21 protein-coding genes are annotated in these 23,725 nt (G+C 44.4%); 4 read left to right on the top strand and 17 right to left on the bottom strand.

Translation table 11 applies throughout. From position 1 onward, the window contains the following. Positions 1–46: 46 nt before the first annotated feature. The 14 genes from KHS79_RS12665 to ccmA form a co-directional block, all read right to left on the bottom strand. The gene (locus KHS79_RS12665; RefSeq protein ID WP_233468409.1) at positions 47–727 is read right to left on the bottom strand and encodes a transglycosylase SLT domain-containing protein; all 681 of its coding nucleotides are present in this window, start codon (positions 725–727) and stop codon (positions 47–49) included. Next, positions 693–2,705 carry an NAD-dependent DNA ligase LigA gene (gene ligA, locus KHS79_RS12660; RefSeq protein ID WP_212719504.1) on the bottom strand — a complete coding sequence of 671 codons (2,013 nt, stop codon included), beginning with the start codon at positions 2,703–2,705 and terminating at the stop codon, positions 693–695. The genes KHS79_RS12665 and ligA overlap by 35 nt, the downstream gene beginning before the upstream one ends. A 177-nt stretch (positions 2,706–2,882) precedes the next feature. After that, entirely contained in the window at positions 2,883–4,058 is a 1,176-nt protein-coding gene (gene zipA / locus KHS79_RS12655) for a cell division protein ZipA (protein WP_212719502.1), read from the bottom strand. Between the two features lie 172 nt (positions 4,059–4,230). Next, positions 4,231–7,749 carry a chromosome segregation protein SMC gene (gene smc / locus KHS79_RS12650; protein WP_212719500.1) on the bottom strand — a complete coding sequence of 1,173 codons (3,519 nt, stop codon included), beginning with the start codon at positions 7,747–7,749 and terminating at the stop codon, positions 4,231–4,233. A 465-nt stretch (positions 7,750–8,214) separates the two neighbouring features. Continuing rightward, positions 8,215–8,901 carry a GntR family transcriptional regulator gene (locus KHS79_RS12645; RefSeq protein WP_212719498.1) on the bottom strand — a complete coding sequence of 229 codons (687 nt, stop codon included), beginning with the start codon at positions 8,899–8,901 and terminating at the stop codon, positions 8,215–8,217. 470 nt (positions 8,902–9,371) lie between these two features. Next, a complete protein-coding gene (gene ccmI, locus KHS79_RS12640) occupies positions 9,372–10,667 on the bottom strand; it encodes a c-type cytochrome biogenesis protein CcmI (protein ID WP_233468416.1) in 1,296 nt (431 codons plus the stop codon). Next, positions 10,667–11,152: a cytochrome c-type biogenesis protein gene (locus KHS79_RS12635; RefSeq protein WP_212719494.1), complete on the bottom strand. Its 486-nt coding sequence runs from the start codon at positions 11,150–11,152 to the stop codon at positions 10,667–10,669. The genes ccmI and KHS79_RS12635 overlap by 1 nt, the downstream gene beginning before the upstream one ends. Further along, a complete protein-coding gene (locus KHS79_RS12630; protein ID WP_094786772.1) occupies positions 11,149–11,694 on the bottom strand; it encodes a DsbE family thiol:disulfide interchange protein in 546 nt (181 codons plus the stop codon). The genes KHS79_RS12635 and KHS79_RS12630 overlap by 4 nt, the downstream gene beginning before the upstream one ends. 9 nt (positions 11,695–11,703) lie before the next feature. Then, positions 11,704–13,689: a heme lyase CcmF/NrfE family subunit gene (locus KHS79_RS12625; protein ID WP_212719492.1), complete on the bottom strand. Its 1,986-nt coding sequence runs from the start codon at positions 13,687–13,689 to the stop codon at positions 11,704–11,706. An 18-nt stretch (positions 13,690–13,707) separates the two neighbouring features. Continuing rightward, positions 13,708–14,178, bottom strand: a complete 471-nt coding sequence (ccmE, locus tag KHS79_RS12620; protein ID WP_212719489.1) for a cytochrome c maturation protein CcmE — start codon at positions 14,176–14,178, stop codon at positions 13,708–13,710. Then, on the bottom strand, positions 14,175–14,354 hold the full coding sequence (gene ccmD / locus KHS79_RS12615) for a heme exporter protein CcmD (RefSeq protein ID WP_027709141.1): 180 nt from the start codon (positions 14,352–14,354) through the stop codon (positions 14,175–14,177). Before ccmD ends, ccmE begins: the two co-directional genes overlap by 4 nt. A gap of 22 nt (positions 14,355–14,376) precedes the next feature. After that, a complete protein-coding gene (locus tag KHS79_RS12610; protein ID WP_027709140.1) occupies positions 14,377–15,120 on the bottom strand; it encodes a heme ABC transporter permease in 744 nt (247 codons plus the stop codon). A gap of 28 nt (positions 15,121–15,148) precedes the next feature. Continuing rightward, positions 15,149–15,874 (bottom strand): heme exporter protein CcmB, encoded by a 726-nt coding sequence (gene ccmB, locus KHS79_RS12605; protein WP_084611305.1) that lies wholly within the window; start codon positions 15,872–15,874, stop codon positions 15,149–15,151. Continuing rightward, on the bottom strand, positions 15,864–16,547 hold the full coding sequence (gene ccmA / locus KHS79_RS12600) for a cytochrome c biogenesis heme-transporting ATPase CcmA (RefSeq protein ID WP_325167617.1): 684 nt from the start codon (positions 16,545–16,547) through the stop codon (positions 15,864–15,866). The genes ccmB and ccmA overlap by 11 nt, the downstream gene beginning before the upstream one ends. Positions 16,548–17,193: 646 nt before the next feature. Between ccmA and KHS79_RS12595 the strand changes: the two genes are divergently transcribed. From KHS79_RS12595 to KHS79_RS12585, 3 genes are read left to right on the top strand one after another with little or no spacing between them, the layout of a single operon-like run. Further along, a complete protein-coding gene (locus tag KHS79_RS12595; RefSeq protein WP_212719486.1) occupies positions 17,194–18,636 on the top strand; it encodes a TrkH family potassium uptake protein in 1,443 nt (480 codons plus the stop codon). Positions 18,637–18,638: 2 nt separating this feature from the next. After that, entirely contained in the window at positions 18,639–20,150 is a 1,512-nt protein-coding gene (locus KHS79_RS12590; RefSeq protein ID WP_212719483.1) for a sensor histidine kinase, read from the top strand. After that, positions 20,128–20,835: a response regulator gene (locus KHS79_RS12585; protein ID WP_027709311.1), complete on the top strand. Its 708-nt coding sequence runs from the start codon at positions 20,128–20,130 to the stop codon at positions 20,833–20,835. Before KHS79_RS12590 ends, KHS79_RS12585 begins: the two co-directional genes overlap by 23 nt. 52 nt (positions 20,836–20,887) lie before the next feature. Here KHS79_RS12585 and KHS79_RS12580 read toward each other — a convergent pair whose 3' ends face one another. The 3 genes from KHS79_RS12580 to KHS79_RS12570 all read right to left on the bottom strand — a co-directional run bounded on the left by KHS79_RS12580 (position 20,888) and on the right by KHS79_RS12570 (position 22,190). Then, positions 20,888–21,190: a Dabb family protein gene (locus KHS79_RS12580; RefSeq protein ID WP_027709310.1), complete on the bottom strand. Its 303-nt coding sequence runs from the start codon at positions 21,188–21,190 to the stop codon at positions 20,888–20,890. Between the two features lie 76 nt (positions 21,191–21,266). Next, on the bottom strand, positions 21,267–21,476 hold the full coding sequence (locus tag KHS79_RS12575; RefSeq protein ID WP_027709309.1) for a hypothetical protein: 210 nt from the start codon (positions 21,474–21,476) through the stop codon (positions 21,267–21,269). A 114-nt stretch (positions 21,477–21,590) separates the two neighbouring features. Beyond that, the gene (locus KHS79_RS12570; RefSeq protein WP_212719480.1) at positions 21,591–22,190 is read right to left on the bottom strand and encodes a TetR/AcrR family transcriptional regulator; all 600 of its coding nucleotides are present in this window, start codon (positions 22,188–22,190) and stop codon (positions 21,591–21,593) included. Between the two features lie 431 nt (positions 22,191–22,621). On the opposite strand from KHS79_RS12570, the gene KHS79_RS12565 reads away from it, so the two are divergent. Continuing rightward, entirely contained in the window at positions 22,622–23,719 is a 1,098-nt protein-coding gene (locus KHS79_RS12565; RefSeq protein WP_027709307.1) for an efflux RND transporter periplasmic adaptor subunit, read from the top strand. Positions 23,720–23,725: the final 6 nt, after the last annotated feature.

Raw genomic sequence — 23,725 nt, 5'->3', positions numbered from 1 at the left:
AGCAATTTTGTTGTCACTTCACAGAAAAAATAATTATCAGACTGGGTTAGCCAAATAAATTCTGCCAAAAACCTGGGGTTTTCAATGAGGCTTCACAGTGCTGCAACTGATTTTCATATTGTCTGGCTTTACGCTGGACTCGATGAGCAACTCCTTGCAACCACTGTTTGCGCTTGTATGTTCCTCGGCGGAACCCACCCCAGCCCTCGTGATAAGTCAGATATTGCAAACGTGCATTATCTTGAGAAATACCATTAATCTGGCGGGTTTTTCTGGTATACCAGCCAATAAAGTCAATCGCATCAGAAAAGTCATCACGCACAGCGCCCCACCGCCCCGCTTCACGTAAGTAATCAGTCCAAGCACCATCAATCGCCTGAGCATAACCGTAGGCTGAAGAGCGATGTGGACCAGGAATAAACCCTAAATACCAGCGACGGGGGGGGCGTGCATTGGCTACAAAACTAGACTCATGATACATAATAGCCATCATAACTGGGATGGGGGTTCCCCAACGCTGATGACTGCTATTTGCCGCTTGGTACCAGTCCAAGTTATCCGCAAAAATATCACATAGGTTATGAGGGTTTTCCGGTGGCGGTGTATGAGCACAACCTGATATCAACACACTCAATAACAGTAGCGACAGCTTAAATCGCTGCCGAACTGTCAGGCATCCCGTGGATGCTTGCTTATGTTTCCAGTAGTGCCAATAAATCGCGCTCATCAAGTATCGGAATCCCTAATGACTCAGCTTTGCTTAACTTAGAACCTGCTTTTTCGCCAGCAATAACTGCTGTTGTCTTTTTCGACACAGAACCAGCAACTTTTGCTCCCAGCAATTGTAATTTTTGCTTGGCTTCATCACGACTCATGACGGATAATGTGCCAGTCAACACATATGTTTTGCCAACCAGCTTTAATTTTTCTTGTGTTGGCTGAGACTGCTCAGGCCAATCCACCCCAGCCGTCTTCAGCTGATTTATCACATCCCGGTTATTTTTCTCTTTAAAGAAACACACAATATGATGTGCAACCACAGGTCCAACATCAGGCACTTGCAGTAAGTGCTCTTCTGTCGTATTTATTAAAGCATCCAGGGAACCAAAATAATTGGCTAAGGTTAATGCTGTGGTCTCCCCAACTTCGCGAACACCCAAAGCATAAATAAAACGAGCCAATGTAGTGTGTTTAGAACGCTCAATCGCGTCTATCAAGTTCTGGGCTGACTTATCCCCCATTCGTTCCAGTGTTACCAAATCATCCTTTGGCAAGGCATATAAGTCCGCAGCCGAGTGCACAAACTCTTGATCAACTAGCTGCTCAACCAACTTATCCCCTAGTCCATCAATGTCCATGGCTCGCCGACTGGCAAAATGCTTAATAGCTTCCTTGCGCTGAGCAGAACATACCAGCCCACCGGTACAACGTAACGCGGCTTCTCCGGCAACCCGCTCCAGCTCAGAACTACAAACAGGGCATTCTGTTGGCACGATAATATCTTGCACGTCAGTGGAACGCTGTTCTACGACAACACGCACCACCTTCGGAATCACATCGCCAGCCCGGTGAATAATTACAGAGTCCCCGACTTTAACCCCTAATCGCTCAATCTCATCCAAGTTATGTAAGGTCGCATTACTCACAGTAACCCCGCCAACAAAGACAGGCTTGAGCCGAGCAACTGGGGTCAATGTTCCTGTTCTACCCACTTGAAACTCAACAGCTTCCAATGTCGTCATCTCTTCTTGCGCAGGAAACTTATAGGCAATTGCCCAGCGTGGTGCGCGCGAGACAAAGCCAAGCTCCTCTCTTAATGCTAATGCATCGACTTTAAAGACGATGCCATCGATTTCGTAAGATAATTGCTCGCGGCGTGACAGTAATTGCTGATAGTACTTATCACAGGCTTGAATAGAAGGTAAAACCTCCATTTCCTTGTTTATTTTAAAGCCCCACTTATTAAGTTGATGCAAAATTTGGCTATGATCCCCTGGTAACTCATCACTGCAAACACCTACGCCATAACAGCACATTTCTAAGGGACGTGTAGCTGTAATACGGGAGTCAAGTTGTCTAAGGCTTCCCGCTGCAGCATTGCGCGGATTAACAAATGTTTTTTCCCCTTTAGCCTGGGCTTGCTCATTAAACTGATGGAAACCCGCCTTGGGCATGTACACTTCGCCTCGAACCTCAAGACGATCCGGCACATCTTCACCTAACAGCACCAATGGAATTGAGTGGATCGTTCGTAAATTCTGAGTAATGTCTTCACCACGCTGACCATCACCTCGTGTTGCGCCTCGAACCAGCTTGCCACGTTCATACAATAAGCTAACAGCAATGCCATCCAGTTTTGGCTCAGCGACATACTCAATATCAGTGATATCCAAGCGCTCTTTGCAGCGACGATCAAAATCATGTAATTCATCCGCTGAAAAAGCATTATCCAGCGATAGCATTGGCACTTCATGAGTAACCGTAGCAAACGCACTAGCAGGTTCAGCCCCCACCCGCTGTGATGGTGAGTCAGCAGAAACAAGCTGTGGATACTCCTGCTCTAACTGTTGTAAACGTCGCAGCAGACGATCATATTCTGCATCAGGTACAGCAGGATCATCTAAGACATAGTAACGGTAATTATGCTGATTAATTTCCTGTCGAAGCTGCTCAACTTCACTGACAACATGAGAGGGAGTGGTCATAGCAAAATACCTAATACGTCCAACCGTTAATAAGGCAAGTAAAGATAAATAGTACACCATAAAAAAAGCCGGTACTCATAAAGACCGGCCTCTGCTATACCCTTTTTACCTTGGGTATAAAAATTCAGTGCTAGGTTAATGTACTATAAATCTGGGAATTAATAACCTGCTAAGTGATTAACGCACCATTTGCTTGCGCACCAGGTGACGTCGTTCATAGTCCATAATACGCTGTTTACAGTGTTCAAGTGTTTGTTGAGTCATCACACTACGATTTTCGTCTTTTAAGCTTCCGCCAAATGTTGAGGCAATATCATGGGCTGCTAATGCCATTTGCTCAAATGCCCGCATTGGTTTATCTGGCCCAGGTAGACTCATAAAAAAGCTAACGGCAGGTGTACTGTATTCAGACATATTATCAAGATCAAAAGTACCTGGCTCAATACCATTAGCCATACTGAACATCAAAGCACCTTTTTCACCGCGATTAACTGATGAATCATAGCAGTGAAAAATATTCATATCGCCAAATCGCAAGCCATTTTTAGTCAGCAAGGCTAATAATGCATCACCCGCAAAACTGGTATCAGGCTTAGCAATGACATGAATTACTATAATGTCTTCCACAGCCTTTTTAGTGTCTATTGAGTCTTCAACAGAAGCCGTATCGCTTGCTGTCTTTTTCGATTGCTTCCAGACTTTACTGTCTTTAGCACTTGGCTTAGCGACTGTTTTAAGCCCATCGGCCGCATTTTTGAGTAATGAAGCTTTATGAGTTGACTCACCTTTGGCTAAAACTTTTCGCCGATCATGATAAGCATTGCTGTTCATCGACAGAGGACTGACATGATCTGCCGGGTTTGCGACCAAAGGCTCTTCCGTATCAGCAAAACCGTCATTCACTTTATCAGTGATAACGGGTGGTTCCTGGTCTCCAATAGGAGATACTGGATCTGTAGCACTTTGTTTCTGCCGAGCAGCCTGTTTTTGCCGAGCAGTTTGCAAATGTTGGTGTAAAGCTTCCTGCCTCGTATCAGTAAAGGATTGATCAAAGTGATTACTCGACGGCTCAGAGTACGATTCTTCAGCTGTGTCTTGCTGAAAGTGTGGCTCTACCTTTTTAGGTGCGACTTGTTCTGTATCATCTGCTGCCTGCCCTTTTATCAGACGAGCGCCACCATGAGGTAGCTCACCATTACAATCGTCATAATAATCGCCACCACCACTCAGCCCCAAAGAAAGCTCATCTGCTTTCTTTCGGTTTACCCTCATACGACGGTAGCCGTCAAAAATGATACCGGCAATTAATAGAAAGCCGATAATAAATATGATTTCTCGCAAACCTATATCCATTGTGCCTTAATACCCTCTCGTCGCACACGCACAAGAACGTGGCAAGCAAGCTAGAAACATTATCTTTAATTATGGTCCAGAGATAAAAAAGGTCGCAATAATAGGCGTAAAAAGTTTTCTTTTTTTCTCACCATTTCGTATCAGACTTGCCAACCACTAATTAGTTTAGTCTTTATACAGCGGCAAGTGCTGCTGCTTGCTCAATATCAACAGCCACCAAGCGGGAAACTCCAGGTTCATGCATCGTCACCCCCATCATCTGGTTGGCTGCTTCCATTGCTATTTTATTGTGCGTGATATAGATAAACTGTACTGATGATGACATCTCTTTCACCATGCGTGCATAACGACCAACATTAGCATCATCAAGAGGCGCATCAACCTCATCCAACATACAAAACGGCGCAGGATTTAATTGAAAAATAGCAAAAACGAGCGCAATTGCCGTAAGTGCTTTTTCACCACCCGACAATAAATGTATAGTACTATTTTTCTTACCAGGGGGACGTGCCATAATCGCAACCCCTGTGTCCAGCAAGTCTTCACCGGTAAGCTCTAAATAAGCACTTCCCCCACCAAAAACTTTCGGGAAAAGTGTCTGCAACCCGTAATTAACTCGGTCAAAAGTTTCTTTAAAGCGTGCTTTTGTTTCTCGATCAATTTTGCGAATGGCTTCTTCCAAAGTAGATAATGCTTGAACCAAATCATCATTTTGGCTATCTAAATACGTCTTTCGTTGTGATTGGGTCTGATATTCTTCAATGGCTGCTAAGTTAATCGCTCCCAGCCGCTGAATACGCCCAGCAATTTTTTCCAACTCTGACGCCCATAAGGATTCATTGGCCTCAGCAGGTAAATTGTCCAACACTGTGGTTAAATCAAATTCATCAGCTTGCAGCTGTTCTTGTAGTGATTGACGTTGAACTTCCAAGCTTTGCGCGGTCAGCCGGTACTTTTCCAATGCAGTCCTAACCTGCTGTGCTTGTTGGTCAGCCTGTGTTCTTTGCTGTTCTAGCTGACGCATAGCATGATCGATTTCACTGAGTTGTTGTTTTGCCTCAGTCATTTCTTCCTCGATCATTAAACGCTCTTCAAGCAATGCCTCCAGCTCAACAGTTAAATCATCAACAGGCAGCTCACTTTCCTCAAGGGAGGCCTGAATTGTATGCTTCCTCGCCAATAGCTTTTCAGTTTGCTGTTGTAAACGAACAACACCCTGTAACGTTGATGTAAGCTGAGTACTTAGCGATTGCTGACGGAGTGCTAACTGATGAGCTGCATCTTTGTCATGGCGTGCTTGTTGACGCACTTGATCCAACTGACCTCGAATACTATCCCGCTGCTGAAGTAAAAACTCTCGCCGTTCTTCACCTTGTGCCATTGCATCAATTGCTTCTTGCAATTTTAGCCGTGCCTCAGCAACCCGCTCTTGTTCCAATGTCAGCTGTTCACTTAGCTCGGCTTGTTCAAGCTGTAAGCGCTCGGTTCGTGCTTTGACTTCATCTACTTTTACTTTTTTAGCACTGAGATCAGCTTGTAATGAAGACAGTTCTTGTGCCTCAACACTGCGTTGCTGACGCTCAGCCTCCAATTGCAGCTCAATATCTTTCAGGCATTGCTCTGCAATATGAAAAGCTTCCTCTTCCTGCTGAACCTGACCTGTTATGGTTTCAATGCGTGCATGAAGTTCGACCATTTCCTGCTGCCGTGCCAACATGCCAGCTGCTGCATTTTCTTCTCGCGTCACCCTTAGCCAATGGTGAGATAACCAAATACCTTCAGGTGTAATAATACTTTCACCTCTAGGCAAACTATCCAACAAAGCAAAAGCTTCACCTAAGGAGTCAGCCGTTTTAATTCCATCCAACCATGGCTGTAAATCACAATTCGCTGACGCGACTTTCGATAGCAATGTATTCTGTTCAGCCCTCACACAGTCTGAGCTCACACCATGCTGTGCCGAATTATAGAGAGTCAGCGTTCCTGAGTTAAAGGATGCCAGTGCTTCAGTGAATGATCCAAACTGGTCAACGGCAAAAGCCTGCAGGTAGTCACCTAACACCGTTTCAACCGCTGTTTCCCAGCCTGGGACAACCGTTAAACCTTCTGCTAAACGTGGCTTTCCTTGTAAATGGTATTTAGCTAACCATTGTTGCTGCTCTTCACCATTATCACCCAAAGCCGCCTGCTGTAATGCATCAAGTGACGCATAACGCCCACGCGCTTCCTGCAACGTTTGCTGATATTGGTTTACCTGCTGGTGATGGGTATTTATCGTCTGCCGCTGTTGAGACATCTGCTCCGATAGTGACTGAATCAATGCTTGACCTTGCTCTTGCTCAAGCAGGCGTTCAGCTATACGCTCAGAGAGTATTTCAATTTCATCAACTAGCGGATCAATTTGTACACCCTCTTGCTCTTCACGCAAGCGCAACTGGCGGGCCTGTAGCCGAGCAATCGTCTGCTCCCACTGCTGTATACGCGAACGCTCAACTTCTGCCTGGCGCTTGGGCTCAGCCACTTGCTGGTTGAACTGCTCCCAGTCAGACTGCCAGCGTTGCATTGCCTCTTCAGCTTCCTGTAATGCCTGAGCAGACATTTCCTCTGCCTCACGCAGCAGCTCCAGCTCAGGCTCAAGACCTGCAAGTTCATCAGTCAACTGCAGCTCTAAGTTTTGGTCACTCTCTAATAATTGCTGACTTTCTGCCAAACTGGCTTCCGTTTGTTGCAAATCAGCCTTTAACTCTTGAGCCCTTGTTTTACTGTGCTGAATGGTTTGCTCTATTTTACTAATTTCATTACCTAGACTGTAAAAACGACCTTGTACTTCGTTAAAGCGATCGGTTGCTTCAATATGAAACTGTCGTTTTTCTTCCAGCGTTGCATCGACAGAACGTTGTCCAGCAATATGTTTTTCCAGCTCAACTTCCAGCATACTCACTTGCTTACGCTCTTTAGTAAGCTTTTCATCAAGTGACTTCCATTTTAATGCTTGTAACTGAGCCTTTTTCAAACGCTCTTCTGCTTTATATTCTTTGTATTTTTCCGCAGCCTGGGCTTGACGGTGTAAATGCTGCAACTGTCGATCAAGCTCATCACGTAAATCCGTCAATCGCTCTAAATTTTCCTGAGTACGACGAATACGGTTTTCTGTTTCACGGCGCCGCTCTTTATATTTAGAAATACCAGCGGCTTCTTCAATAAAAACACGGAGTTCTTCAGGTTTTGACTCAATTAAATTGGAAACAATGCCTTGGCTAATAATTGCGTAACTTCTAGGCCCTAAGCCCGTTCCTAAAAAGATATCGGTAATGTCCTTACGGCGACACTTAACACCATTAAGGTAATAGGCATTTTTGGCGTCACGCGTTACTTTTCGGCGAATGGATATTTCGTTGTACTTCGCATATTCACCCTTTAGCGTGCTATCACTATTGTCAAACACCAACTCAACTGATGCCTGTCCAACCGGTTTACGACCCTTGGAGCCATTAAAAATAACATCTGTCATTGACTCTCCCCGCAAATTTTTTGCGGAGCTTTCTCCCATCACCCAACGAACAGCATCAATGATGTTTGATTTGCCACAGCCATTAGGCCCGACAATCCCGCTCATATTGGTGGGGAACGGTACAGTGGTAGGATCTACAAAAGATTTAAAACCAGCTAGCTTAATACATTTAAGACGCATGGAAGTGTGCTTGCCTTAAGTACAACAATTTGAGTCAAAGTCCTAGCGAAACAATCGGGCCATTATCCTGATTTATACGTTACAGTGAATTGTTTTTTGTTGTTAATTGTTAATTAACCACTACAGTTCCAGTGCTTGTTCACATTTATACCCTTTATATGAGGTATATAATCCACAAGTAACGTCGACTACTACAAAACAGCGCCTAGTTTAATCAGCTTTAATCTATGTGTATACACATTAGTCAGCCAAAGTGACTTATTTACAAAGCATTTTGTGTACCATTCTTTGATACGCTCCCACTTGCCTAGCCCACATAGAAGGTAACTGTACGGCTCATTCGCCAAGAGTTTTACATTGCAAAACTAGCTGTCACTTTGCTTATAAAACAACTCGTGCTAGTACTGGTATCCAGTACTAGCACTCCACACAATTTCACCGCACAATGCGAATGAGTAGATAAACTCAGGCAGGGGTCACTTCTGAAGCACAGTGTTCATCAGACATAATGGCTAAAATCAAGTCACGATTACTGTGTGCATACTCTCGTACTAACTGTTCAATACGAGTCAGATCCCGCTGCATAATCGCGATCAGGATTTGATTAAAAAAGTTGAGTGATTGTTCTAATTCTTCTTCACGACGTGACAACGCAAGATGGTAGGTACGATGAATAGCAGGTTGTAGATTATTAAGAATTTGGGCTAGGTATGGATTTTTAACAATGTTATTTGCTAAATCAATAACCACAAAACTACATTTGACGAACTCTTCAACATTTCCCTCTCGAGCAAGATTCTTTAGCCGTTCAAGATAAACTTCAAAAGGCTTCAGTTGGTGTAATTCCTTCCACTTTCCTGCTAACTCAACCGCTAACATGGTATAAAGGTTTTCCACCATCGCGTACAAACAGCGAATCTTATGCTCCGTTAAGTCACTTACCATTGCGCCACGCCGAGGTAAAATATCAATCAAGTGACGACGTTGCAGCAGCAGTAGGGCTTCTCGAACAGATCCCCGGCTGACATCAAGCTCATGTGCAATCTTCAACTCTTGAATACGCTCACGAGATTTTAGCTTACCAGTGATAATTTTATTCGCTAAGTGTTGTGCAATCTGCTCAGTGAGGCTATCAGCAGCTTTGAAAAACATAATCGAAAACAGTCCCCCCATTAAACAGCCAATACAGCGTATGGCGAATAGCTAGATGGGTGAGGCTTGGCTAACAAAGCGTGATTTATGGAAAACAGACTGTGTTACGTGAGCCAGGCCTTGGCCAATATATCCATCCACTACCAGTCACTCACAAGCTGTGTATAACAGCAATAACTCTCTTGTAAGCACATTCTTGTAAGTACATTGGTATCTGGTATTAATTCCACACGCCAAAACCACTAAATTACCCTTCGAATAGACCCAATCAAAAAAAGCGCCTATACCAACAGCAACCTAAGATTTATTCTTTTTTCCTTTTCGGTACTTGAAAAGCTAAAACTTGCTAATGACTAAAATCACTTAACAGGCTGTTAATACAAAACAATATTATGTTAACAACCCGCCAGCAAATGTTACTTCTCTTTATAACACGATACAAAAAACAACACTAGCAATGTAATGCAATTTCACGGCACGAATGGTATTTTTAGTTTAATGACATCTTTTTGGTCTTTAACTGATATCCCAGACTGCTCAATGTGACTATTAACGTGTTTAGGATCACCTGTTGCTGAGACCAGTGCTACTACATCAACCGTGTTTTGTTGTGATAGTTTCAACTCTGGCATCATACTCTGACTATCATCAAGCGTGACTAAACTTGGTAAATCAGCTAGCTGTAAAACAGTGACCGCTACCGGCATTTTTACGCCAACAGGACGAGCCAGCACATAGACTTTTGCCGTTTTGGGTAATGCTGCATCCAGCTTTGGGTCAGCTTCAACCAAAACCTGTAACTTCAAAGCGGCTCCAGTCTCCGAACTTACCTTGCTATCACTCGCTGAAGCCATGGCATTTGTAGACGAGGATGACGAACTCTGTTGTTCAGCGAGTAATTGTCTTGCCTTAGCAATACCCTGCCGAATGGGCTGAGCCTCCCCATCAGCAATACCTGACGCTAATATTTGTTGCCAGTGATCAATCGCTTGCTGATACTGCCCTGACTCAAATGCAGCAATCCCTAGCAAACCAAGCGCTATCTGCTGCTTAGGTTGACGTTGAAGCGCTTGTTTAGCATAAATAACGACTTCGTTGGTCATTCGATTACCATTTGCCAGGTACAGCGTTTCGGCCAGTCTCGCCATAACCTCTGCATCATCAGGCACCAACGTCTGCAGTGTTTGATATGCCTTTAAGGACTCAGAGTAGCGCTGCTGTGCAGCATAGACTCGTGCCAACCAAAACCAACCATCTTTATTGTCGGGCTGCTTTTGGACCGCACTTTCCAGCTTTTTAGTAAGTTCAGGCAAAGATAAGTTAGCCAGCTCTGCAGAAGAAGGCATTGAAGCCACCATAGACAACTCTCGGCTTGCACCAAGCTGCCAGTAAATAGCCAGAGCCAAGCAAGGCACAATAAAAGCTACACCCCACATAGTCAGCCTGGCCACTTTGGACGTTACACCTTGTGTTAAATCAGGGGCTGCTTGGCCTTGAACATCCTTAAGTAATTGTCGTTGAAGCTCAACCACCATTGTCTGGTGATCCACTGTCGATATATCCCCTCGCGCCAAATTACTATCAAGCTCAGCTAACCGCTGCTCATATAAAGTTACATTGAGGCGATTTTGTTGTTTTTCCTGATCCTCACTATCAATGACACTTGTTGTTTCTGCTATGACAGCTGTTTTTCTTAACAGCGGAGACAAAATAAAAAAAACAGCTACTAAGGCAAGTACAATCAGGCTTATCCAATACAACATCATCACGACTTTTCTGACTCCTTAAGAATCGCATTTAACGCAGCCTTTTCTGCTTCAGACAATGCCTGAGGTTGTGGTTGAGAATGCCGGCGCCATAGCAAACGACCCAGTACAAATAACCCAACCATAAGTAAAATAAAGGGTAGGCTCCATAACAGCCAAGTACGTCGATCCCAGGGTGGATTGTAAAGAACAAAATCTCCGTAGCGCGACTGCATAAAGTCAATAATGGTTTTGTCAGACTCACCCGCTTGCAACATGGTGTAGATTTTCCGTCTCAAATCCACCGCAATAGGTGCATTAGAGTCAGCAATATTCTGGTTTTGACACTTTGGGCAGCGTAGTTCTTCTGTTAAAACCTGGAAGCGCTCTCGCTGCTGGTCAGAACTGAACTCATAAGTATCAATTGCAGCCCAGCTCAGTGACGTTGAGCTTACATAGATCAGCAGCACACCAGTCAACCTGAGCAAGGCGATTGCCAAACTCATGATGGATCTCCTTTTGCTTGCAGCTGTTTGACAATCGGCAGAAGTGATTCTTGCCATACCCGCTCATCAACTACACCAATATGCTTGTAACGAATGATGCCTTGCTGATCAACGATATAGGTTTCAGGTGCCCCATATACTCCTAGCTCAATCCCCAAATCACCTGTTTCATCAACAACTGTGGCTTGATAGGGGTTACCCAGTTTTACCAGCCACTGCTTTGCCTGTTGGGTATCGTCCTTGTAGTTAATGCCGACAATACGCACCCCCATCTGTTGAGCCAATTTTAATAAAAAAGGATGCTCCACATGACAAGAGGGACACCATGTTGCCCATACATTTACTAACGTAACATCTCCTTTTAATAAGGATGCATCTAGGGTTTGCTGATTTTCACCTAGGCTGGGTAGCGAGAATGCAGGGAATGGTTTATCCAATAGTGCTGATGGTAACGTACGGGGGTCCTGATACAGTGCCCGATAAAGAAAACCAGCCAGTAATACAAACACCAACAGAGGGATGAATAACTTAAGTCGTTTCATAGCAATACATTACGCATGAGAATAAACAGTTTCAGCGGTTTGCTCGTTAGAAACCACAACCCGCCGACGCCGGTAGCGCTTATCCAGCACCGCTAAAACACCACCCAGCGCCATCACTAAAGCGCCAAGCCAAATACAGCGCACGAAAGCTTTATAGTGAACACGTACAGCCCAGGCGCCCTCATCCAGCGGCTCTCCCAAGGCAACATAGAGATCTCGGGTTATACCTGGATCAATGGCCGCTTCCGTCATCATTGATCGTTGCACCTGATATTGACGCTTTTGGGGATATAACCTGGTGACGACATCACCATCAGCATTGGTCACTTTTATCTCACCCTGATCAGCTTTGTAGTTTGGACCCGTAACCTGCTGCGTTCCCATAAAAGTAAAGGTCAACCCTGACAGCTGTAATTGATCACCTGGAGCCATTCGCAAATCTCGCTCTTCACTGTAAAAGCTGGTTAACACTACACCCAGAATACAGATTGCAAAGCCCATATGCCCCAAATGCATGCCGTAATAGCTTAACGTTAATTTGCGTAGCCCTCGCCAAAGTGAAGACTGATGCTTTAATTTGCGGAATAAATCTGTTAGCGCCGATAAAGCTATCCAGATCACCACAACCAGTCCAATCCAAACTGGCAGTAACCAGCCTTGGGTATGCCAAACACTGAGGGCTGAGCCTAAAACTAAAGCGCCCAGCAACGCCCAGCGTAAATAACCAAACAGTTGCATCAACCGGCTGTGTTTCCAGTTAACAGTGATGCCAATTCCCAGCAGTAGTGCGAGCGCTACCATCAATCCAGGAAAGAACTGGTTGAAATATGGCGGTCCAACAGATAGCTTGCTGCCTGAAAGCGCTTCTGCAAGTAACGGATACAAAGTACCAACAAGAATCAGTGCAGTGGCAATCGTTAACACAATATTATTCAACAACAGTAGTGTTTCTCTCGACCACAGCGAAAATTGAGTACTACTTTGAACGGCAGGTGCCCGAAGCGCATAAAGTAGTAACGAGCCACCTACCACAAATAATAAAAAGGCTAGAATAAATACCCCACGCTCAGGGTCTGTGGCAAAGGCGTGTACTGAAGTTAAAACACCAGAACGGACTAAAAATGCCCCTAACAAGCTAAGTGAGAATGTAGCTATGGCCAGAAAAACGGTCCAGCTTTTAAAAACACCACGCTTTTCAGTCACTGCCAAAGAATGCATAAGGGCTGTACCCATCAACCAGGGCATAAATGAAGCATTTTCGACAGGATCCCAGAACCACCAGCCCCCCCAACCAAGTTCGTAGTAGGCCCACCAACTCCCTAACGCAATACCTACTGTTAAAAAGCTCCAGGCAATGGTTGTCCAGGGGCGGGACCAACGCGCCCATGCAGCATCAAGGCGCCCCCCTAATAATGCAGCAATGGCAAATGCAAACACTACAGAAAAACCAACATAACCCATATACAACATCGGTGGGTGAATAATCAGACCAAAATCTTGCAGCAGCGGGTTGAGGTCTCGACCATCGATAGGGGCATGAGGTAACAAGCGCTTGAATGGGTTGGAGGTAAATAACAGAAAAGCTAAGAAGCCAACACTACAAAGCCCTAAAATACTCAGCACACGAGCAACAAGCACTTGAGGTAAACTTTGACTAAAGACGGCAACAGCCAGTGTCCAGCCAGCAGCCATCAAGCACCAGAGCAAAAAAGAACCCTCATGGGCACCCCAGATGGCACTTATTTTATAAGGCAAAGGCAGTAAACTATTTGAGTTGTGAGCCACATACGCCACTGAAAAGTCATCTGTGGCAAAGCAGTAACCTAATGCCACAAATGCAATGAGCAGCAGTCCAAAGTGCCCTACTGCCAGTGGCTTCCCCATTGCCATCCATAATGTCTGCCTAAGCACCGAGCCCATCATTGGTACTATGGCCAGCACCAATGATAAACAAAACGCCAAAATAACTGCAAAGTGACCGATCTCAGCTATCATAATCTCTGATTCCCACCACTAATTCGTCACAGTTGCTGGAGAGGAGGAAGAAGAGTAGTCCGGATGCCCAGCCTGTTTAAGGGCACCTTCTACCTCTGGGGGCATGTAATTCTCATCATGTTTGGCAAGCACTTGATCAGCCATTAGCTCACCTGATGCATTCAGTTTGCCCACGGCAATCACACCCTGTCCTTCTCTAAAGAGGTCTGGCAGTATGCCCGTATAATGAACCTTTATGATGGCTTGACCATCAGTAATCGAAAACGTATTTGCCAAAGACTGAGTATCTCGCTGATGAGATCCCACCACCACTAGCCCACCGCCCCGAATTGTTTTATCAACAGGCGCTTTGCCCGCCGCTAACTCAACAGGGGAATAAAAATAATTCATGTTTTCATCCAGCGCCATTAGCCCTAAAACTGCAGCCAGACTTGAACCAAACACAATATACAGCACGATCCTCAAGCGGTTTTTTCTGACAGGGTTCATTGCTGTTGGGCCTCCCGTCTTAACTGACGTAAGTAGCGTTGCTTAAATCGTTTCTGCTGTGCAAGTGGCACCCAAATATTGTAAATCATGACCACCGCCGCAATACCATAACAGCTCCATACATAGAGGCCATGCTTGCCCATCGCCCAAAAGTCAGCCCAGGATTCAAAATACATGATAAGTCTCCTTTAGCCTTGATCAGCACTTATTGCTCATCAACGCTTTCACCCAACCTGTCTTATGTTCTCGGTGTAATATTTCTGCTCGCAACCTCAAAATTAAGACCACAGCAAAAAAACAGTAAAACCCCGCAAGACAAATAAAAAGTGGGTAGTACATTTCAGCCGGCATGGCTGGCTTTTCTGTTAATTTAATTGACGCGGTTTGATGCAATGTAAACCACCAGTCAACCGAGTATTTAATGATGGGAATATTAACCAGGCCGACAAGGGCCAACACGGCTGATGCCCGTGCAGCTGTTTTTTTATTATCAATAGCCGCCTGCAGTGCCATAAACCCCAGATAAAGAAACAGTAAAATCAGCATGGATGTGAGCCGGGCATCCCATACCCACCAAGCTCCCCAGGTTGGTTTTCCCCATATAGCCCCCGTTAATAATGCTAATAATGTAAAAGAGGCACCAATGGGTGCACAGCAACTGGCTGCAATTTCAGCCATTTTCATTCGCCAGATGAGTCCCACTCCACCAGCAATAGCCATGAATACATAGGTCGCTTGTGCGAGAAAAGCAGCGGGCACATGAATATAAATAATCCGATAGCTGTTACCTTGAAATCGCTCCGCAGGGGCAAAAGCTAACCCCCATACCACACCTGTCACCAAAAGCAGTAAAGACAGAATAACCAGCCAGGGTAACCAGCGACTGCTGATCTCATAAAACCATTTAGGTGACCCTAGCTTGTGAAACCACGTCCAATTCATTTATTTAAACTCTACACTTGTTTCAGGCTTATCCCGAGGCGGTAATTTTTAGTCCAGCCGCAATAGCAAATGGTGCCAACGTTAATCCCAGCGTCAACAACACAGCAAGCCAGAGTAGCTGGCCCGCTGCTGGTAACCCTTCACTGGCAGCAACAACAGCACCTGTACCCAACAGCAATACAGGTATATATAACGGCAAAATAAGCAATGATAATAACATGCCACCTCGCCGAATGCCGACCGTAAGTGCAGCCCCTATAGCACCTAACAAACTCAATAAAGGTGTTCCCAATGCGAGACTGGCAATAAGCGTCGTATAAGCTTGAGAAGGCAACGATAACATCAAAGCAAGTATTGGTGCTAAAACCAGCAAAGGCAGTCCAGTTAGTAACCAGTGAGCAGTCACCTTAGCCAGCACATGCATAAAAAGTGGCTGTGGAACGATTAATAACAAATCCAGTGCCCCATCTTCATAGTCACCTCGAAACAGGGAATCCATAGCCAGTAGTGTGGCTAATAAAGCTGCAATCCATATCACACCAGGTGCCAACTTGGCTAAAAACGCTGGATCAGGAGAAATACCCAGAGGAAATAGCGTGACAACAATTAGAAAAAATAAAGGCGGGTTAATCAGCTCAGCCTGTCGTCTAAAACCAAGTCGTAAATCACGACAAAGTGTAATCCAAGCCGCTCCCCCAGGACTTACTGCTACAGGCTTTATTGTTAAGGCAGGCACGTTTAATTCACTCACCATAATCAGCAACATTCAGTTTTTTCACGAGACCATCTGGCACATTCAGTTGGTGGTGGGTTGTTAGGATAATGGATCGCCCCTGGCTGGCCTGCTCAGCTAAAAAGGCTTCAAGATGTTGAACCCCTTTTAAATCTATTGCGGTGAAAGGTTCATCCAAAATCCACAATGCCTGATGACTCAAATAAAGCTGGGCGAGCGCAACCCGTCGTTGTTGCCCTGCTGACAGACTGTAACAGGGCACATCTTCATAACCATGAAGACCAACTTTAGCAAGCGCATTTTCAATGGTGTGAAGAGACAGCGATTGATACCAGCCTTGCAGCCAGCGCAAGTTTTCAATGGGCGTCAGTGGACCCTTAATACCTGGCGCGTGGCCTATATACAACTGTTGCTGCCTGTAGGCGATCAGTACCGCCTGTATTGCTTGACCTGCAAAGTAAATTTCGCCCTCATAATCATCAGTAAGTGTAGCTAAAATGCGTAGTAATGAGGTTTTACCACTACCATTGGCACCCGTTACCTGAAGCATTTCCCCCGTGTTAAGTGTGAAGTTCAGACCTTTAAATAACAGGCGCTCATCACGCTCGCATACTAACTGATTGACGCGTAAAAGCTCAGTCACAACAGGTAAACCATCTCCGCTAAGGTTATTCCAGCACAGGCTAGTGAGCACTTATTTCAATGCCTTCTATCCTCTCTCAATATCTTCTATTCACCTTACTGCAAACCCAACCAACCACAATAGCCAGCGACAGGTCTCACTGATATAGAAGACTTTATTGTGTTTTTACTAGACATTGCGCCATAAGATATACAACACATAATGCGCAATGACGAAATAAACTGCCCGCTATTATACCGATCTGATATAGATTGCAAATATTTGACATATACCCTTCGCGAATCAATTTTATGTGCGCTATCCATAGCGCTCACCCTAACAGGCCAGCGAAGCTGTTCTAATGTGTTCCCGACACATTAGTAGGCTTTGTTGTCACCACTCTTGACCACCAAGGATGGTGGGAATGCAGTTTATGCATAATGACATGGATGTCATGTAGTAGAGCAATGCAGGAGCAATTGCCGAGGAGCATTTAACTGCCACCCCTAAAAAATCCTTCGCTTTAGGTAAATATTTACGCTTTGTTTACGGACACTAGCCAAAAAGTGGCTGTTTTTTTTACGGGAAAATTGTTTATTTTATAGCGCCTGTAACCTAACCGAGTGCATCTGATGCTCTGTAAGGTGATTTGCAGTCAACAGAGAATTTGTCTTCGTTGTCAATGACAGCACTGGACCTGAAAAACACAGGATTAACGATGTCATTTGCCAAGCCTGTTATTCGTATCATTGGTATTGTTTTACTACTCCTCGCAGCCTTAATGCTGATGCCCATAGTCTTGTTGGCAGGAAGTCAGGACTGGAAGGTGTTTATCATGTGCTCAGCCATAACAGCAGGCTGTGGCACGCTTGCGATGGGTGTTTGCCGTACCCCTATCAATCGCCTGAACCCAAACCAGCTCTTTCTATTAACGGTTTTTAGCTGGGTTGTAGTGAGTACGTTTGCGTCTCTGCCTCTCATTTTGGTTGAGCAAGGACTCACTGTCACAGACGCCATTTTTGAAACCATATCAGGCATTACTACCACTGGCTCAACGGTCATCAGTGGTTTAGATGGTCTGCCTCGCGATATTTTACTTTGGCGTTCCATTCTGCAATGGCTGGGAGGAATTGGCATTATTGGTATGGCGGTCGCTATTTTACCTTTTCTCCGGGTTGGAGGGATGCGGTTATTCCAAACAGAGTCTTCTGACTGGTCTGATAAAGCCCTTCCACAGTTTCGTGAAGTCGCAAAAACTATCGTACTGTTGTACTTAACACTCACCGTAATCTGTGTGCTCTGTTATCGGTTAGTGGGCATGGACTGGTTTAATGCACTCAACCATGCAATGACTACCATCTCGACAGGTGGTTTCTCCACCTCTGATCAGTCTATGGGGCAATTTACCGCCCCCAGCATTTTATGGATTAGCACCTTGTTCATGGCATGCGGGGCGCTACCTTTTACTATTCTGGTAAGGTTTTGGCATAGTCATGATATTCAACTGTTAAATGACCAACAAATAAAAGGTTTATTAATCAGCTTTGCCGTACCATCAGTGATGCTAGCTGTTTTTTTAGCTCAGCAAACTGACACTGACTTTTTTCAAGCCATTACCGTCACGACATTTAATGTGGTATCAATCATCACCACAACGGGCTACGCATCTACGGACTATACCCTTTGGGGAGAATTCCCAATCGCAATTTTCTTTATTATCACGTTTATTGGTGGTTGCTCAGGGTCTACCAGCGGTGGTGTTAAAATTTTCCGTTTTCAGATTTCATGGTGTTTAGTCCGTGAACAGTTACGTAAGCTTGTTCATCCTTATGCGATCGTCAGCCGACGTTACAACAACCGCAAACTCAGTGATGACATTATTGCCTCAGCAGTTGCTTTTGCTTTTATCTTTTTCCTATCCATTGCTGTATTTACCATTTTGCTGTGCTTACTGGGAGTTGATCTGATGACCAGCCTAACGGGTTCTATTACAGCGTTGACCAATGTGGGTCCCGGACTTGGTGACACCATTGGCCCCGCTGGCAACTTTGCAAGTTTACCAGTAGGTGCTAAATGGTTATTAGCCATTGCCATGATTCTTGGTCGACTAGAGTTACTCAGTGTGCTGGTGGTATTCTCTCGAGACTTTTGGCGACGTTAACTATGAACCTGTTTCCTCCCCAGTGGTTAAGTCACCCTTACTGGCTAGCATTGACCACCCCCATTTTAGCCACAGTGTTGGCCGCGGCTGTGGCTAGCTACCTGCCGATTGCGAACGTTTCACTCATATATTTAACGGCAGTGTTACTCACGGCGCTTCACACCCACACCACACCTGCCATTTTGTGTTCACTCATAAGCTTCTTGACGTACAACTTCTTTTTTATGAGTCCACGTTTTACCCTTGAAATGATTCATCAAGAAGAAATCCTCACAGTCTGTTTTTTTCTACTGATTGCACTCGTGGTTGGACGAATTGGTGGACGTCTTCGGCAACAAATGCAGCTATTACATAGCAATGATAAAATGCTGCATCATCAACTCCAGCTTGCCCAACAGTTGTCGTCTTGCCTATCACAGCAAGCTGTGCTTGATTGTTTATGTCAACATATTAACCAAGTACTCAACGTCAACTGCCAACATTATCCACCTGATAGCCTTCCTCCACTGGAGCCTGCCGCCCTGAGTGCTTTTCAAAGTGCTGCGCAGCACGCTCAACCTTGTGGAGCTGGTGCCTCTAGTTTTAGCCAAAGCCCATATTTATTTTTTCCAGTACAGGGTGATAGTGTCATTTCCGTACTCATGCTCTCTGCCAAAACAGAAGCATCCCCTTTTCCTCCAACTACCATACTTATTCACACCTTTGTCCAACAAGCTGAACAAGCACTTCGCCAATGTGCTTTGATGAATAGCCTGCAACAAGAAAAAATGAATAATGAACGGGAGATGCTGCGGTCAGCCCTACTGTCTTCAGTCTCTCATGACTTACGAACCCCACTGGCCACTATGATTGGTTCAGTAAGTACCTTACAAGCCTTTCATCAGCAACTCAGTGTAGATGACCAGCAAGAGCTGCTGACAGCTATATTAGAAGAAGCTAAGCGCTTAAACCGCTATGTTCAGAATTTACTGGATATGACCCGGCTAGGACATGGTGAATTAAAACTGGAAAGAGACTGGGTCACGATAGAAGATATTATTAATGTCACTCTCAAGCGCAGCAAGCCCCTCTTACAGCACCAATATATTCATGTCACAGGTGTGCAGCCAACACCACTGCTTTATGTTCATCCCGCTCTAATTGAGCAAGCACTATTTAATGTTGTCGAAAATGCCATTAAATTCACCCCTAAGGATGGAGTAATTGAGCTGCAAACAGCCCAGCAAGAGGATACATTGCTCCTGAGCGTAATAGACGAAGGACCAGGTATCCCTGAAGATGAGCGAGAACAAATTTTCGATATGTTTTATACCGTAAGCAGAGGGGATTGTAAGCCTCCCGGTACCGGTTTAGGACTAGCCATCAGTCAAAGTATTCTTCGCGCCCATGGCGGATTCATTGAAGTCACAGCATCATCTGCCCCTAACACAGGAGCAACCTTTGTCTTTCATATTCCTCTCCCCACTCAACAGCCAATAGAGGAGCCTGTCGATGGCACGGATTCTGATCATTGATGACGAACCTCAGATACGCCGCTTTTTACGTATCAGCTTACAATCTCAGCAATATGAAATTATTGAAGCTGAAACCGGACAGCAAGGTATTAATCTTGTGGCGACAGAGCAGCCAGATTTAATCGTGCTCGATTTAGGCTTACCAGACATGGACGGACAGCATGTGTTGCAAGAAATACGACAGTTTGCTCAACAACCAATACTGGTTTTGTCTGTAAGAAACCAGGAGCATGAAAAAGTCATGGCCTTTGATCATGGCGGCAATGATTATGTGGAAAAGCCCTTTGGTATTAAAGAGTTTCTTGCCCGAGTCAAAAATTTACTGCAGTGTTTTGCCAACGTGTCAACACCCACGGTTGAATATCAGCAGCAGGGCCTCTACATAAACTTTGCTTCTCGAAAAGTACTGGTTGATGATCAGCCTGTCCACCTATCAAAAAAAGAGTTTGCACTACTACAAACCCTGCTTAATCACCAAGGTCGCTTAGTAACTCAACAGTTTTTACTTAAGGAGCTTTGGGGGGAGCACCATATTCATGACACTCATTACTTACGCATTTTTATTGCACGACTCAGGCAAAAGCTGCAAGACAATCCTATAGAGCCTCGCTTTATCGAAACAGAGCCAGGAATTGGCTATCGCTTTATAGGAGAAGATACTGAAGGTGTTTCAGTGAGCCAATAGACGACAGCAGCTAGCTATTTTCCGTCATCATTTTTTCATGTATTTCTGGTGCTCAAAGATCAATGACCAGAATTGCCTCTGGCTCATCAGCCAATACCTGTCGAATAAATGGTTTCACTTGTTGATGCTCAGGGTGAGTCAAATACACATCACGTGCAGCCAAATTCTCAAACATCATATAGAAACCATGAGTAAAACCTTGCTGCTTACCTTCTGGACTGATGTTTTTATTAAAAATCACTTGTCGTAAACCAGGTATCTTACCCTCTAGACTCACCAGAGCGCTTTCGAGTTGCAATGTTTCCTGCTCGGTAATTGCAGATTTACATTTCAACAATACAATATGACATACCATTCTGCCCCCTTATATTACTGCTACTTAATACGCTTACCAAGACAGCCTACCAGTTCATGCCCAGGTTATCACTGCGTTATGACTTTAACTGTGCATACTCATGCTTTAACTGCTCCGCCTTACGCCGTTCTGCCCTTGCTTTTTGCTTAAGCATACTTACCCGTCGGTTATCAAAGTGCTGATAAACGGTTATCTCACGAGCCTGCTGCTCATACTCTCGGGCTTTTCGCTCACATTCTGCAATCTGCTGCTTGAGTTTGTTTATTTTGAAGGTTAACTCTGTCATATCAGCCGCCTGCCCTCCCTTAATTAATTGATAACTTATAATTAATTTATAACTTACCTCAAGCCTAGGTAGTTAGCAGATAACAGCAAACAAAACTACGCCGAAAGGCCTCAGCTAACCAACATTATCAATTGACTGCTCGACTACAAGTTGACGAATTAATAATAAAACCTGACGAAACTGTTGCTTGCTAATTTGAATAGGCACATGCTTTTCACCAACACAGGTTAACATTAGCAGCCAGCTAAAACTTTTAGCCAGCGTCTGATCGTTGACCAGTTGACAAAACATGTGATTTAAAAATGCCATTCGCTCCTGATCAACACTTTGCTGGTGATTTGCAGCATAACTACAGTGCTGAGCCCAAGCCCGTATAGCCATCTCCAGCACTAACGCATCAATCCCTTGAAGCTGTGGTATCACTGTTCCTACATCTCGACTGCTGGCAACACTCACCAGCACTTCATCTAAGCAAGCCAGAGGAGCCAAGTGGCGTAGTTGTAACTCTCGAATAGCACGGGTAGCGATATGCTCCCGCCAATAACCTAATAGCTGTTCGGTAAAATCCTGACGACTCTTGAAGTGATGGTAAAATGAGCCTTTCGTCACTCCAAGCAACAATAATAAATTATCAATTGTCAGTTGGTTATGCCCTTTTTTCACCAAAATTCGAAACCCGGCATACAGCCAGTCTTCATGAGTCGCTTTAGTCATACCTTATTTATCCAGTTACTCAAATACCGAACGAACATGCTGTGCTTGCAAGAATGATTGCATGAAAATAAAAACATACGTTATAGTATGGTAGAAAACCATGCATCATACGCTATTTTGGAAAAACTTAAACAGAGAGCAGCATAACCCCCATTCATACGTAATGAATATGGTCACAGTCTGCAATGTTACCTGGGCTTCTTTGTCTTTCTACCATTAAAGTTGCTAAACAATCATTGCAAAGGAAATAACAGACTGAGAGCGATGGACAACTAACACTTTCTTTCCCTTAATAAGCGTACATAACATTACGTATAAAATACTCAATGGCAGCATGGGGTCTTTAACCCTGACAAATTAAAAATTATTTATACATGGTATGCCTGTTTTCAGGTCATTGAAGTCACTAACACTTAAGCAAGGAATTCTTCATGTTTAAACGCATGATGATTGTAATTATCATATTATTAATAATATTTGGTGCTATTTTTGGTCTGAAATACCAGCAAATTACCGAAGGCATGGCTGCATTTGCAAATTACAGCCCTCCCCCCGTTACAGTCTCTGCCGACAAGGCCAAAACTCAAAACTGGCAACCTTATTTAAATTCAATTGGTACACTCACCGCTGTCAACGGTGTAGAAGTGAGTACCGAAGTGGGTGGTACAATTAAAGAAATACTATTCAAATCTGGTGAAGAGGTTTCCCAAGGTCAAATCTTAATTAAAATTGATGATCAAGTTGAGCAAGCAGACTTAAAACGTTTTGAGGCCCAACTAAAACTGGCCAAAATTAATTACGAACGTGATCGAACATTGCTGGCTAAGCGGGCCATTCCTCAAACCACTTTTGACCGCAGTAAAGCAACATTAGAAGAAGCCGTCGCCAGTGTCGAAAGCACCAAGGCCGTTATTGCGAAAAAAACAATTCGTGCTCCTTTTAATGGGAAAATTGGTATTCGTATGGTCGACCTTGGAGAATATGTCTCGCCAGGAACACCTATTGCTACACTTCAGGACACTAACCCTTTATATGTCGATTTTAATTTACCAGAGCAGGACTTCCCTAAATTAGCCATTGATCAAACAGTAGAGTTTACCGTTGAAGCCCACAATAAAGATGTATTCAGAGGAAAATTAATTGCCATTAACTCAAAGGTGAATGAAGAAACACGGAATTTGCTAGTTCGAGCCAGTGTCAGTAATGAGCAAGATAAACTGTTACCTGGTATGTTTGCTAATTTACGTGTTTTATTACCCACCACAAAACCTGTCATTACCGTTCCGCTTACAGCGATTACTTACAGTTTATATGGCGACTCGGTATTTTTAATTAAAGAAGAAGGCAAGGCTGAAGATGGAAACCCCTTACTGACAGTCACCCGCCACTACGTCAAAACCGGTGAAGAGCGCAATGGTGAAGTGGCTGTCCTTAGTGGTCTGGAAGCTGGGGCGCAGGTTGTCACTTCTGGTCAGTTAAAGCTGAATAATGGTACCCGCATCATTATCAATAATGATGTTGAGTTGTAGGCAGGA

Source organism: Zooshikella ganghwensis (assembly GCF_018263875.1).
In the GTDB taxonomy this organism is placed as follows: domain Bacteria; phylum Pseudomonadota; class Gammaproteobacteria; order Pseudomonadales; family Zooshikellaceae; genus Zooshikella; species Zooshikella ganghwensis.
The sequence above is the reverse complement of the archived record's forward strand: the minus strand, read 5'-3'. Positions and strand labels throughout refer to the sequence as shown.

What these genes read in the sequence shown, in the direction of transcription:
- KHS79_RS12635 (WP_212719494.1), bottom strand. Translation starts at nt 11,152, where the DNA reads ATGAGTTTGGCAATCGCCTTGCTCAGGTTGACTGGTGTGCTGCTGATC.
- ccmD (WP_027709141.1), bottom strand. Translation starts at nt 14,354, where the DNA reads ATGTATTTTGAATCCTGGGCTGACTTTTGGGCGATGGGCAAGCATGGC.
- KHS79_RS12580 (WP_027709310.1), bottom strand. Translation starts at nt 21,190, where the DNA reads ATGGTATGTCATATTGTATTGTTGAAATGTAAATCTGCAATTACCGAG.
- KHS79_RS12585 (WP_027709311.1), top strand. Translation starts at nt 20,128, where the DNA reads ATGGCACGGATTCTGATCATTGATGACGAACCTCAGATACGCCGCTTT.
- KHS79_RS12590 (WP_212719483.1), top strand. Translation starts at nt 18,639, where the DNA reads ATGAACCTGTTTCCTCCCCAGTGGTTAAGTCACCCTTACTGGCTAGCA.
- zipA (WP_212719502.1), bottom strand. Translation starts at nt 4,058, where the DNA reads ATGGATATAGGTTTGCGAGAAATCATATTTATTATCGGCTTTCTATTA.
- ccmE (WP_212719489.1), bottom strand. Translation starts at nt 14,178, where the DNA reads ATGAACCCTGTCAGAAAAAACCGCTTGAGGATCGTGCTGTATATTGTG.
- KHS79_RS12570 (WP_212719480.1), bottom strand. Translation starts at nt 22,190, where the DNA reads ATGACTAAAGCGACTCATGAAGACTGGCTGTATGCCGGGTTTCGAATT.
- KHS79_RS12665 (WP_233468409.1), bottom strand. Translation starts at nt 727, where the DNA reads ATGAGCGCGATTTATTGGCACTACTGGAAACATAAGCAAGCATCCACG.
- ccmB (WP_084611305.1), bottom strand. Translation starts at nt 15,874, where the DNA reads ATGGTGAGTGAATTAAACGTGCCTGCCTTAACAATAAAGCCTGTAGCA.
- ligA (WP_212719504.1), bottom strand. Translation starts at nt 2,705, where the DNA reads ATGACCACTCCCTCTCATGTTGTCAGTGAAGTTGAGCAGCTTCGACAG.
- KHS79_RS12565 (WP_027709307.1), top strand. Translation starts at nt 22,622, where the DNA reads ATGTTTAAACGCATGATGATTGTAATTATCATATTATTAATAATATTT.
- ccmI (WP_233468416.1), bottom strand. Translation starts at nt 10,667, where the DNA reads ATGATGTTGTATTGGATAAGCCTGATTGTACTTGCCTTAGTAGCTGTT.
- KHS79_RS12630 (WP_094786772.1), bottom strand. Translation starts at nt 11,694, where the DNA reads ATGAAACGACTTAAGTTATTCATCCCTCTGTTGGTGTTTGTATTACTG.
- KHS79_RS12625 (WP_212719492.1), bottom strand. Translation starts at nt 13,689, where the DNA reads ATGATAGCTGAGATCGGTCACTTTGCAGTTATTTTGGCGTTTTGTTTA.
- KHS79_RS12575 (WP_027709309.1), bottom strand. Translation starts at nt 21,476, where the DNA reads ATGACAGAGTTAACCTTCAAAATAAACAAACTCAAGCAGCAGATTGCA.
- KHS79_RS12645 (WP_212719498.1), bottom strand. Translation starts at nt 8,901, where the DNA reads ATGTTTTTCAAAGCTGCTGATAGCCTCACTGAGCAGATTGCACAACAC.
- KHS79_RS12595 (WP_212719486.1), top strand. Translation starts at nt 17,194, where the DNA reads ATGTCATTTGCCAAGCCTGTTATTCGTATCATTGGTATTGTTTTACTA.
- smc (WP_212719500.1), bottom strand. Translation starts at nt 7,749, where the DNA reads ATGCGTCTTAAATGTATTAAGCTAGCTGGTTTTAAATCTTTTGTAGAT.
- KHS79_RS12610 (WP_027709140.1), bottom strand. Translation starts at nt 15,120, where the DNA reads ATGAATTGGACGTGGTTTCACAAGCTAGGGTCACCTAAATGGTTTTAT.